Annotated in this window: 16 protein-coding genes; 15 read left to right on the top strand and 1 reads right to left on the bottom strand. The window is 35.8% G+C overall.

Features of this window, described 5'->3' with window-relative positions:
• Nucleotides 1-200: 200 nt before the first annotated feature.
• Nucleotides 201-752 carry a helix-turn-helix domain-containing protein gene (locus ACQE26_RS14125; protein ID WP_060962578.1) on the bottom strand — a complete coding sequence of 184 codons (552 nt, stop codon included), beginning with the start codon at nucleotides 750-752 and terminating at the stop codon, nucleotides 201-203.
• 238 nt (nucleotides 753-990) lie between these two features.
• Here ACQE26_RS14125 and ACQE26_RS14130 point away from each other — a divergent pair, with 238 nt between their 5' ends.
• From ACQE26_RS14130 to ACQE26_RS14200, 15 genes are all read left to right on the top strand, one after another.
• A complete protein-coding gene (locus ACQE26_RS14130) occupies nucleotides 991-1,953 on the top strand; it encodes an AimR family lysis-lysogeny pheromone receptor (protein ID WP_060962579.1) in 963 nt (320 codons plus the stop codon).
• A 46-nt stretch (nucleotides 1,954-1,999) separates the two neighbouring features.
• Nucleotides 2,000-2,134 (top strand): lysogeny pheromone AimP family peptide, encoded by a 135-nt coding sequence (locus tag ACQE26_RS14135; RefSeq protein ID WP_021495004.1) that lies wholly within the window; start codon nucleotides 2,000-2,002, stop codon nucleotides 2,132-2,134.
• Nucleotides 2,135-2,456: 322 nt separating this feature from the next.
• Entirely contained in the window at nucleotides 2,457-3,371 is a 915-nt protein-coding gene (locus ACQE26_RS14140) for a hypothetical protein (RefSeq protein WP_060962581.1), read from the top strand.
• A 2,313-nt stretch (nucleotides 3,372-5,684) separates the two neighbouring features.
• Nucleotides 5,685-6,221 (top strand): hypothetical protein, encoded by a 537-nt coding sequence (locus ACQE26_RS14145; RefSeq protein WP_060962582.1) that lies wholly within the window; start codon nucleotides 5,685-5,687, stop codon nucleotides 6,219-6,221.
• Between the two features lie 3 nt (nucleotides 6,222-6,224).
• Entirely contained in the window at nucleotides 6,225-6,416 is a 192-nt protein-coding gene (locus tag ACQE26_RS14150; RefSeq protein ID WP_145912979.1) for a hypothetical protein, read from the top strand.
• Between the two features lie 159 nt (nucleotides 6,417-6,575).
• Nucleotides 6,576-6,830 carry a hypothetical protein gene (locus ACQE26_RS14155; protein ID WP_060962583.1) on the top strand — a complete coding sequence of 85 codons (255 nt, stop codon included), beginning with the start codon at nucleotides 6,576-6,578 and terminating at the stop codon, nucleotides 6,828-6,830.
• Between the two features lie 59 nt (nucleotides 6,831-6,889).
• Nucleotides 6,890-7,069, top strand: coding sequence for a hypothetical protein (locus ACQE26_RS14160; RefSeq protein WP_060962584.1), 180 nt, complete (start codon nucleotides 6,890-6,892; stop codon nucleotides 7,067-7,069).
• A 4-nt stretch (nucleotides 7,070-7,073) separates the two neighbouring features.
• Nucleotides 7,074-7,370 carry a hypothetical protein gene (locus ACQE26_RS14165; RefSeq protein WP_201025257.1) on the top strand — a complete coding sequence of 99 codons (297 nt, stop codon included), beginning with the start codon at nucleotides 7,074-7,076 and terminating at the stop codon, nucleotides 7,368-7,370.
• A 4-nt stretch (nucleotides 7,371-7,374) separates the two neighbouring features.
• Complete coding sequence (locus ACQE26_RS14170) at nucleotides 7,375-7,626, top strand: hypothetical protein (protein ID WP_060962585.1); 252 nt, start codon at nucleotides 7,375-7,377, stop codon at nucleotides 7,624-7,626.
• A 1-nt stretch (nucleotide 7,627) separates the two neighbouring features.
• Complete coding sequence (locus tag ACQE26_RS14175; protein WP_060962586.1) at nucleotides 7,628-8,002, top strand: hypothetical protein; 375 nt, start codon at nucleotides 7,628-7,630, stop codon at nucleotides 8,000-8,002.
• Nucleotides 8,002-8,343, top strand: coding sequence for a hypothetical protein (locus ACQE26_RS14180; protein WP_060962587.1), 342 nt, complete (start codon nucleotides 8,002-8,004; stop codon nucleotides 8,341-8,343). Before ACQE26_RS14175 ends, ACQE26_RS14180 begins: the two co-directional genes overlap by 1 nt.
• A 5-nt stretch (nucleotides 8,344-8,348) precedes the next feature.
• Nucleotides 8,349-8,540: a hypothetical protein gene (locus ACQE26_RS14185; protein WP_060962588.1), complete on the top strand. Its 192-nt coding sequence runs from the start codon at nucleotides 8,349-8,351 to the stop codon at nucleotides 8,538-8,540.
• Between the two features lie 140 nt (nucleotides 8,541-8,680).
• Entirely contained in the window at nucleotides 8,681-8,905 is a 225-nt protein-coding gene (locus ACQE26_RS14190; protein WP_500471494.1) for an HNH endonuclease, read from the top strand.
• 66 nt (nucleotides 8,906-8,971) lie between these two features.
• Nucleotides 8,972-9,391: a P27 family phage terminase small subunit gene (locus ACQE26_RS14195; RefSeq protein ID WP_060962590.1), complete on the top strand. Its 420-nt coding sequence runs from the start codon at nucleotides 8,972-8,974 to the stop codon at nucleotides 9,389-9,391.
• A gap of 44 nt (nucleotides 9,392-9,435) precedes the next feature.
• A complete protein-coding gene (locus tag ACQE26_RS14200) occupies nucleotides 9,436-11,142 on the top strand; it encodes a terminase large subunit (protein WP_060965033.1) in 1,707 nt (568 codons plus the stop codon).
• Nucleotides 11,143-11,146: the final 4 nt, after the last annotated feature.

Raw genomic sequence — 11,146 nt, forward strand, 5'->3', positions numbered from 1 at the left:
GAAAGAGGGAATTAGAGCAAACTGTGACCCGAAGTGTGACCTGAGTGTGACCCCAATGCACTTTTATGAGCTGTTAAAAACATTGTTATAGCAATCAAAACGTACTGAAAATCAAGTGAATGCAAGGTGTAAGTGTGACCTGGAATTAAAATCCGGGTCTTTTTGTGTAAAAAAATGCATGCGAAGAGATCATATAGGCATTAAATGTTATTACTGATGTCTTCATTTATCTTATTGCTAAGTTTCTGAACCTTCTCTTTAACATTTGAAACAGCTCTTTTTTGAATCTCATCAAAGTTCTCCTGAATATAGTCCATGACACTTCTTATTAAAACTTCACTTTCAAAATTAAATATCTCATTTATTTCTGACTGTTCTTCATCTGTTAGGTGTTGGTATTGAAGTTGCTTCGCATTTACTTCTGCAGCTACATCAAACCTAACTTTAGTTGTTCTGGTAATTGGAACTGTCCATCCAGATCCTCTAACTGCGCCTTTGGAAAGTTCATCATCTTTAATATTCAGAAATGATCTGATTTCTGGATCAGTATCGGGAATGTCTAATACTTCAAATATTATTTTAACAGTAGCTATACTATTTGCTCTTTTGCCAAACTTTCCATTCTCTATATTTGAAATTGTAGCCTGACTCACCCCAACCATGTTAGCGAGTTCTGTAGTAGAGAATTGCTTAACCATTTTTCTATGAGTTTTTATTAATTTAGCGATTTTTTGAATCACTTGTTCACTCATTATTCTGTTCCTCCGGTTAGACTAATTTTGCCTTTATGATAACACAAATAATAAGTTATTAAAATAAAGTGAATAAATTATAAATTATAAGATAAAAGATATTGATTAATAAAATTGAATAAGTTATACTTGAATCAATCCCAGATAATCCGATAAAAACCTATACCATATTCCTGCCAATTAATTTATAATGGGATCGTATGTTCTATCAGAGCGATTTAATTAGGGGGCTATTTCATTGACAGTTAAAGAGAGAGAAGCTAATAAACCAAAAGTAGATGCAAAGGTACGTCTTGAAATGTCAGATATTAATGAACAGTATGAACTGACTGACACATTAATTAATCAATTAATCAATAGTACCTGTTCGATTGAACGTGAATGGGCAGCAGTGTATCAGATCAAACGTAAGCAAGACAGAGGCGAAATAAACGCACATCAGGCGCTTAAAGCGATTGGGAAGCTTGATCCCAAGTCTCAAGAAATGCGTGTATTCACTTACATAATTCCGTTGTATTACTACCTTAGAATGGCTGAATACTCAAACCTTGCGGAAATGTCAATGATTGTAGATCTTGATTTTATTGAAAACAATGAACAGATTAAAAGTTCGTTTTATTACCGTCTGATGGCTTTGTTGGGCGCTTCAGCATTCAGTCAGAATAAAATGACTCAAGCTCGTTTTTATTGCTCATACGGCATTAATGTAACGAATATTGATAGGCTTGTCGCTTATAGCTATCTAACTTTGGGAAATACTTATTTGCTTGATGATTATGAAAAAGCAAAGGAATATTACCTGGCCGGTTTAAAACATACTGAGAATAACCCCTTGGCGAAATTACAGCTAACTAGAAGCCTTTGTTTCTTGGAAAACCATTGGAATCAAGAGAACTTTTGGTTAAACCCTGATTCAAATGAAGTTACAGATATCCAAGAAATTGCACACTATCACATCAAGAAAAACAACTTGCAACAGGCTAAAGAAATATTGGAGAAGTTAGAGAAGCAACCGAATATTCATAATGACTTTGGCATTCACTTTTATCTAAAGGGACTAGCTTATGAAGATAAGAGATTCTTTTATGAGTCTATAAAACACTTTAAGCTGTCTGGTGATCTATACAGCGTACGCTTGCCTTTGGATAAATTAAGAGAAATGGGTGAGGACGAGCAGATTTTGGATTTACTTGCACTCTAAAACGCGCGACGTCGCGCGATATTACTTGAAAGGAGGTGAACATAATATGAAAAAAGTATTTATCGGTCTTACAATCGTAGCTTCATTGGCTGTTGGTTTCGTTGCGGGTCAACAAACTACAATTCACAGCGCATCAGGGGAAGAAACATTCCATGTAGCAGGTTTTGGACGTGGTGCGTAAGCATTACATATCCATTTGAAGGGGTGAGCAATTCGTTCACTCCTTTTTAATACATATTTAAGGATAAAAATTAAAGGGAGATTGATCGAATGAAAATGACCCAAGAGTTAACAAGAAAAGACTTTTATTTTTGCTATGATTTCAATATACACAAACACTTTCAAAAGAAAGGGATCAGCTACATTTGTTCCGGTAAATCATCTAATGACCGTATTTTTTGGCTCTATTATAGAAGTGACAAAGTTACAAACCTATTAGATAATTTGAATAAGTAGTTGCCATTAATTTTAAGCAATCATTTTAAGCAGAGGAGTAATGTCATTTGACATCTGAAGAAATCAAAACGCTATTGCTATATAGTGAAAGGCAGAGTAATCACATCTTACCAAATGAAATATTTAAGGATTTGCAGTCTGAACCATCAATCAAAAATGCTAATCACATTGCTTTTTGTTACAGCTACTACTACCTTACCAGCTGGCTGTATCGACAAGCGAAATATCAAGAAAGTAAAGAAGCCCTCACACAAGATGTTTTAAGGGGTATTCTAGGGGTTGGAAAGAAGACCCAAGCTTATGACTATCTTATTAAGAAAAACGGCGTAATGGAAGCGATAGGGTACTTAGAAACTGTCTCTGATTATCCCTACGCTGTAGAGCTTTCAACGGATAAGCCGGTAGCAGAACCGATCTTTCATATGATTAGTGAATTTAAAGGAATGGAGTTAGAAGAATACTTTAAAAACCAACGAAATTTTAAAGTTAAATTTCCAGTTAAGGGGTTTTATCGCAGCAGAGAAAGCTATGAAGATAATCATGAGGACGGAACGTTTTTTGATGCGCATGATTTTCACCTAATTCCATTTGAAGTTTTCCTGTTCTGTGTCAGTAACTCCAAAATTGGATATAAGGGGTTTTACCTCTACGGATACCTACGACATATGAATGACATTTACGGCTCTCAGAAGGGACGGTATGACGTCTCAGTGGCGAATCTGAGCAAAGAGATTAAGATTCCCCAAACATCACTTGAAAGGCTGCTTGACGTGTTAAAGTCATTCAACATGATTGAGACAGTATTAAATATGCCTGTCGTGTCTGTTGCAGTTCCAAAGAGTGAGCGTAAGGCAAATGGATACAAAGTCAACCATCACAGCTTATTTACAACGAAAATGATTACTTATGAGAAGGCTAAAAGGATGACTAAAGGGGAGTATCTGAAGAGTCAAACTAAATGAATAATGTAAAACCATACGAAATGGGGATACACTTAATAAGTATTACACTATTAATATATATATATTTAATAATAAATAAAATAATAAATATATACTCTTATTGTGTATATCCCCAAATGATATGGTTTTACATTTTAGGAAAATAGAAAGTGGTCTGAAGCCACGTATATCAAGGAATGTAGCGTTTCTGCCGAATTTTATAATTGTGAAAAGGTGGCTTGAACCATTGGTGCACGTGACTTCACAAGGGTTTCAGAGATAATCACCATAAGGGGACAAAGGAAGAAAAATAGAAAAACGCTGAAATTGTTGACTGGTAAGGGTTTGAGACACATTCAATAATTTTTTAGTTATGGTAGAGGGAATCTTGGCTAGAGAATCAATGAGAAAGACTCGCTCTAAAAATGTTAATAAAATAGAAAAACGCTGAAGTCCTTGATACATAAGGGTTTGAAGGACATTTATAAATTTTCTAGTTATGGTACAGAGGAAAACAGCACGCCATTTATCAGAGTGGATAACGAGAATGTCCTAGAATAGAAACAGCTCTCACGCCTTACGTGGTGCGGTGTACAGCGATTTTAACCGAAAAAGTTTCAACAAAAAAGTATCTCTAGCCCTTGGTACATCTGACTTCATGGCTATTTATGAGATAATCGCCTTAAGGGGATGAAGAAGAGAAATTCCGCTTGAGTTTGTACTCTTATTTATTCCAATGCTCTTGTTCCTCTTGTGCCACAAGCGTTTGGAGCATTAATCCTTTAAAAAAGATAATCGCCTTAAAGGAGAGAAAAATGATTAAGTAGAGTGAAAATATACAAGTATAGGGTGGGGGTATGTAAAAAAGCGATAAAATAGAAAGTGCCTTGAGACTATGACATTGCTGAGTTTTTGAGTCTATAGTTACTTCTGTGATGGAATAAGAGACTATTTATTCTTACTCTCATAAGGGGTTAATACCCCTTGGAGGTATAAAAATACGTAATCGCCATAAGGGAAATAGATTCTGTTAGCATTTAGAAAGTGTCATGAACCTTACTCTCCCAACAGGTGTAACCGATTTACCGGAAAAAGATGAGCTGCAAAAGAGCCGTGAGCCATTGTCACATATAGGCTCGTGGGTGATTTCAAGATAATCGCCATAAGGGAATGAAGAAGAATATCAAGACAAAATATACAATAAATGGATTTAATGGGAATTGAAAAACCGAAAGGAGATAAATAGAAACTGCCTTCGTCCTTACTCCACCAATGGGTACAGCGATTTTGCTGAAAAAATATTGCTGGAAAAAGTGCCCTGAGCCCTTGCCCCGTAAGGTCTGAAGGGGGTTCGGGAGATAATCGCCATAAGGGAGAGAAATGAATGTAACGGTAATAAAAGTTCCTTGAACCCAATCGTATCAATGGATTCGGCGTTTTCATCGGAAAAAGTTTGACAAATAAAGCGCCTTGAACCCTTGATATGACTGGACTGAAAGCCTCTTTATAGTTAATCGTCATAAGGGAATAGCAAGAGAAAATAACTGGTAGCGAAATAGAAAGTGCTGTGAGCCTTACTCTCCCAAGGGATAGAGAAGATTTACCGAATTTTGTAGTTATGAAAAGGTTGCTTGAAGCCTTGTCATTACTGATGTTCTAGTACTTTTTTGGATAATCGCCATAAGGGAACAAAGTCTGCTACCACCTTTAGAAACCCGTCAATCCCTTGCCTGGTAAGCGATACAGCAGTTTTACCGGAAAAAGTTTAGTGAAAAAGGTGGCTTGAAGCCTTGCTGTGACTGGGCTCAACCGTGTTTCAGAGATAAATGCCATAAGGGAAAGCTTAAGGGAGGTCGAAAGCTTAATTTACACATGAAGGGTTATTATGACCTCCAGATCAAATACATTTCTCCTTTTATTCTCCAGCGTATTGGTCAATAGATCGGTACGCTATCTCCCTTAAGCTTTTCAATTGGGTAGTTGCAGACCGCCAAAGGTGTTCAGGTGCACATGAGCATTGGAGGAAAGGAACGTTTCAGTGGGAAGGGAAACCTTTAAACAGTCTTAATCCCACTCGTTTATTCTAAATTTAAGCATACTTACGCCATTTTTAATTTTGATTATAACTTAAGATGATCAAATCAACAATTCTAATCTGCATTGACTCATTAATTTTTAATGGGTGAATGGAAATTGGAACTATGAGCATGTCGTGATGACACCTCTCCAATTGAATTTTAGTTGAGATGATGCGAGAGATTAAGCCCGCCTTTACAGGTTGAAGGGCTTTTTTCTGCTTGCACACAAAATTAAAATTATTGGAGGAAAACAAATTTGATTAAAGTTTCAGAGAAGGTTGATTTAAGAAATTTAAAGGTTGTACCAGGACACACGAAATATTTCTGTGATATCGAAGAAGGGAAAGTGTATAGCACCGTAACGAATAAATGGTTAAACCCACAACCAAACGATATTGGATATGTAATGACAGGACTTAAATCCGATGATGGGAAAAGAAAACCTTATTACATGCACGAAATTGTAATGATGGCTGCATGTGAAGTCACTAAAGACTTTTGGCGAGAAAAGAATCTTGAAATTGACCATATTGATATGAATAAAGCGAACAATTCATTTGCTAACCTTAAATTCACTACACGGGCGTTGCAATATGATAAGCGTGTTAGAGAGAAGATGAGCCAGAGAAAATTACTTACTGAAGATGAAGTACAAGAAATTCGAAAAGCATTTACATATTGGGAAGATGCGAAATTAGCTTTCTGCAAGCAAATGGCTAGTGTTTATGGATGTGCGTTTCAGACGGTTCAATCAATCATCAATAACAAAACTCACAAGGTGGAGGTTGAGTAGACTGTGAATAGATTAATTGCTGAATCTCTTGCTTGTCTTACTATGGCAGTCTTGTGTTTTATCGGTGGTTTCTTATTAGAAGGAGTAAGGCTAGGGATACTCTGCGCTATTTTTTCATTAATCTCTTCTATAGGTTATTGGCGAGGAGTGCGTGATGGTGAGAAGAATGAACGAGAAAAGCAACGTATTAAATAAAGTCGATTCGCGAGCGACTATAAATATCTAAACAAGGACAGAAAACAACATACATAACAGTAGTGGTTAATTAGCCTAATTGGTGTTCGATCCCAATCTATTCCCTTTAAAAGTCCATCCTGTTACAATTTAAGTAATAACAGTAATAGGGGGATAATTATGAAAAGTTTCAGTAAGATGGTTATTAATAATGGGAATGTAATTAATGGTGAAGGTTATTATGAGAGGTACGATGATGAATTAATTATTGAAGCTGATTCAGGCAATATAGAACAAACATTTGACTCTTTGTTTGAACAAAAGGTAATTATCACTAGTATTAAGTTTGAAGACACAAATGGGGCATCAGGTGCTTTTAATGGCCCTTACTTAATACGACGTATTAGTGATAATGAAATCACTTTACAAAAATAAATTAGCAAACTAGGAAGATGCCATTTGGTATCTTCTTTTTTATTTTAGGAGGAGATTGAATGGATGATAAAAAGCAAGAGGACGTATTAAAGAAAAATTTAGAGTTAATGATTGAAGCCTTTTTGGAAAAGAACTCTCGGTGTGGTAGTAAAGCAGGTAGAGAAGATTATTGGACTGATGTTTCATGTAAAGACATTTGGGATCTTAGAGAAGCCTATAGAGCTTATAAAGGGGAGTGAGCAAATGACAGAAGAAGAAATGTACATTGAACAATTCAAGTCTTGGCGTGAGGAAATGGATTTATTGTTAAAACAAATTGAAGGCGATATTGAGACGAGTAAAAAGAAAATTGAACTAAATATTAAACAGAGACAATTGCATGTAGAGAGAATTAACATTGGAGTTGAAGAGTTCAATCAGTGGGCTGAGACAAGCAATGTAGAAGCAAGAATGGAGCCATTAATGATAGATGTAACAAAGCGTGAAAAGATGGAGATACTGAGGCAATTTATAAATACATTTCCGTTTTCTGAGGAGTGAATAAATGAGTAGAAAATTAAGTGATGTAGCGGATAAAATAATGGATTTGAGAAAAGAGTTTTACCTAAGACTCAATGATGAATCCGAACAAACAAAAGAAGCTATAAGAGATTTAGGAGAAGCATTATTTTCTAAGGAAGATAAGTTTGTTTTAACTTTAGAACTATTAGATGAAGTGGAAGACCCAGATAAAAAGTATTCAATTGGAGTACGTTTGTTTGGTACACAATATGAAGATGTAAAGGATGGGATTTAACTTGAAGACAAATCATTTGGGAATCACTGTTGATACAACACAAGCATCTCAAACACTAAGCAACTTCAATGAAGCAATGGAAGACGTGAAGATGCGGCTAGAAGCAATTGAACAAAACTATTCATTCATTGAGATTGGAATTAATGTGAACTTCAATGAAAAGAAATTTAAGGATTCACTTGCTACTAAGTTCGGTGATGATGGATATGTAAGATTAGAGTACGAGAACCAAACTAATAGATTGTCAGATAGTGAGATAGCCATTCTCGTTGATATAGCAACTCAGAATGCAATAGAGAAGAGTAAGCGTGATGGTGTTTATTATTATGATCTATATGCTGATAACAAGAGAACTAATAAAGGAGTGGTTGAATAATGGGGAAGGACTTACTCAGAGAAAAAGTTTTTGATGTTGCTTGCTATGAGCTTGAGGAAAATGTACCTAGAATTAAGAAAGAGCTTGAAGAGATGAATAAAAGAAAAGAGATGCTTGAGAAGAAGTTGGATGAGAGCTTAGACTTTGTACGAGCAGCATGTATTAAGTTTGATTTCACTACGTCTTACTTCCCACCGAAGTTTGATGATAGTAAGTATGGACTTGGTGAGCTATTGTTTTTAGATAGAAAACACCTAAATAATACTGATGGTTATTCATACGAAGATGTGATTTCAAAGAGAAAGCGACAAAGAATTCAAGCTAAAAGGAAAGGAGTGTAATAATAATGGGTGTAAAGTTTGGAGCGAAAGGTGAAGTAACAATTGAAACAGCGCATGGCAAATTAGTTTGGGATAGTAAGAAGAAAGCCAGTGTGTTTGTTGAGAATAACACTAATCCTAAACCAGGGAAGAAGAAAGATGATGCTAAAAAGAATGACACTAAAAAGAATGAAGAAAAGAATGATGATGAAAAGTGAGATACTGTATTAGAGATGGCTGTGTTAACTTAGCTATAGATGGGAGCTATTACTGTAAGGATCATCAAAGAAAAAAGAAGAGACAAGGTAAGTTCCAATCAGCTAATAAGTCATTCTATAGGACAGATGCTTGGCGAGGGATGAGGGATTACATTTATCAACGTGATGGAGCTAGATGCAGAGAGTGTAAGAAATTCACTTATGGAAAGAGTGCACACGTTCATCATGTTGTTCCAATATCAGAGGATCCGAGTTTAAAACTAGATGAGGAAAATTTAATTCTCCTTTGTCCAAAATGTCATGCGAAGATTGAAAACGAAACGAAAATTAAACCCCCCCCATCCATTTTTCAAAAATTTTTTTAGTTTGGGGATATCGTAGGGGGAGTCTTGTGTATCGAAAGGTGAAAAATTTGTAAGGGGGGTGTCAGTTTGAATGAGCTAACGCCACAGCAAAAATCAGCAAGAACAAAAAAACTAAACAAGATACGATTAGAAGAGAAAAAAAGAATAGTGCCTATATTGGAAGAAGAGGGAGCATCCATTGTTAAGTTCAATTCTTTAATTGAAACTTATCTGGATGCTCATGTTATTTACACGCAAATGTATGAAGAATGGCGTGATGAAGGGTTTCCTGCTACTTCTGTTCATACGAATAAAGCAGGAGCTACCAATGAAATGAAGCATCCATTAGCACAGCAGGTTAAAGATTGGAATGATAAAAAGGCAAAATTGTTAGAACAGCTATCACTGACACCCAAGATTCAAAATAAGAATACTGATGATGCTAATAAACAAAAAAGGTCAGAAGGCTTCCATAATTACAACAAGAAATGGAGGTCTGATAAGTGATTGAAAAGGGTGTGAACTACGCTGATTTGTATGTTGACTATGTCATGAAGAATAAAAAAAGACATTGCAAATCAGTAATTAAGGTAATTGAACGCTATGAGAGAATGAAAAAAAGGTCAGACATATGGTTAGATATTGATGAAGCTAACAAAGTTATGGATTTTGTAGAAACATTCTGTAAGCATTCTAAAGGTAATTTAGCGGGAAAGCCAATTGAATTAGAATTATGGCAGAAATTCATCTTCACAAACATTTATGGTTTTTATAGAAAAGATGAATTCGGAAATATTGTTAGGGCTGTTAGAACGGTGTATGTTCAAATTCCTCGTAAGAATGGGAAAACTGTTTTAGCTGCAGGAGCTGCTACTTATGCTATGTATGCAGATGGTGAAGTAGGTGCTGAGTGTTTTACAGCTGCGACTGATTCCGAGCAAGCTAACATTGCTGCCAAACAAATTGCTGCGACAATTGAGAACAGCCCTGATCTTAAATTGAATACTCAGATTTACAAAGGGCCAAAAGGTCATGTGAATGCTATTTATTACAGATACATGATTGATAACAAGAAATTTGAAAATAGTCTTCTTCCTCTGTCTAAAAATACTCAAGGGTTAGACGGTAAGAACCCTCACTTTGTTCTCCTCGATGAAGTACACGCCCAAAACAATGCAGATATGTATGACGTATTGAAATCTGGAATGGGCTCACGCTTACAGCCACTCATGTTTATAATTTCAACTGCCGGTAAAGGTACGACTTCAGTTGGTTTACAGATTTATGATTATGCTAAAAGCTTGCTTACCAATAAATCTGAAGAGGATGAAGATGTGTCTTATTTCACTTACATAACAGAGCCTGATAAAGGTGATAAGTGGGATGATCGTAAGGTTTGGGAAAAAGTAAATCCAAACTGGGGAATTAGTGTTCAACCGACCTTTGTAGAAAGTGAGTTTAAAACAGCACAGATGAGCGCTGAGCGGAAGGATGAATTTCTGTCAAAGTATCTGAACATTTTTGTAAGAACAACTGGAACATATTTTGAAAAGGATATCGTTCAACGAATGATTGAAGATGATAAAGGAGAACTTATCACTGATTTAGGCGACTTGTCTGGTGAACAAGCTGTATTAGGTATAGACTTGGCCAGGACTACTGACTTAACCTGTGTTTCAATCAATATCCCAACGCATGACTCAAGCGGAAAATCCATTCTAAAGGTTAAGCAAATGTATTTTCTTCCAGAGCATAATTTAGAAGCTAGAGAGAAGCTAGAAGGAATTCCTTATCGCCAAATGGTCGAAAAGGGATTTTTAACGTTGTGCCCTGGTAAAACCATTGATCAGGATATGGTTAAAGATTTCATAATAGAATGTACAAGAAATTATGAAGTTCTTCAGGTGAATTTAGACCCTGCGTTATCTGAGAAACTAGTTGAGGCCTTGGAGAACGAGGGAGTCGAATGTGTTGAAGTTAAACAATATTCAACAGTATTAAATTCACCGTTTGATGATGTTGAAGTTCTAATGTATGAAGAGAGGATTAAAACAGATAACCCGTTATTTGTATATTGCACCGAAAATGTAGTTGCTGATAAGAACTCTCAAGGACTTAAACGACCTTCTAAAAAACAGAGTAAAAATAAAATAGATGGTTTTTCTGCATTCCTTGCAGCTCACAAAGAAACCATGATGATGCTTACAGATTTTAATGAAGACGAATACGACGAAATGTTAGACGACCTTTATAGATAAGGAG

This window comes from Bacillus sp. 5RYD7K, assembly GCF_059831465.1.

What these genes read in the sequence shown, in the direction of transcription:
- ACQE26_RS14125 (WP_060962578.1), bottom strand. Translation starts at nt 752, where the DNA reads ATGAGTGAACAAGTGATTCAAAAAATCGCTAAATTAATAAAAACTCAT.
- ACQE26_RS14135 (WP_021495004.1), top strand. Translation starts at nt 2,000, where the DNA reads ATGAAAAAAGTATTTATCGGTCTTACAATCGTAGCTTCATTGGCTGTT.
- ACQE26_RS14155 (WP_060962583.1), top strand. Translation starts at nt 6,576, where the DNA reads ATGAAAAGTTTCAGTAAGATGGTTATTAATAATGGGAATGTAATTAAT.
- ACQE26_RS14160 (WP_060962584.1), top strand. Translation starts at nt 6,890, where the DNA reads ATGGATGATAAAAAGCAAGAGGACGTATTAAAGAAAAATTTAGAGTTA.
- ACQE26_RS14165 (WP_201025257.1), top strand. Translation starts at nt 7,074, where the DNA reads ATGACAGAAGAAGAAATGTACATTGAACAATTCAAGTCTTGGCGTGAG.
- ACQE26_RS14170 (WP_060962585.1), top strand. Translation starts at nt 7,375, where the DNA reads ATGAGTAGAAAATTAAGTGATGTAGCGGATAAAATAATGGATTTGAGA.
- ACQE26_RS14180 (WP_060962587.1), top strand. Translation starts at nt 8,002, where the DNA reads ATGGGGAAGGACTTACTCAGAGAAAAAGTTTTTGATGTTGCTTGCTAT.
- ACQE26_RS14185 (WP_060962588.1), top strand. Translation starts at nt 8,349, where the DNA reads ATGGGTGTAAAGTTTGGAGCGAAAGGTGAAGTAACAATTGAAACAGCG.
- ACQE26_RS14190 (WP_500471494.1), top strand. Translation starts at nt 8,681, where the DNA reads ATGAGGGATTACATTTATCAACGTGATGGAGCTAGATGCAGAGAGTGT.
- ACQE26_RS14200 (WP_060965033.1), top strand. Translation starts at nt 9,436, where the DNA reads ATGAAGAATAAAAAAAGACATTGCAAATCAGTAATTAAGGTAATTGAA.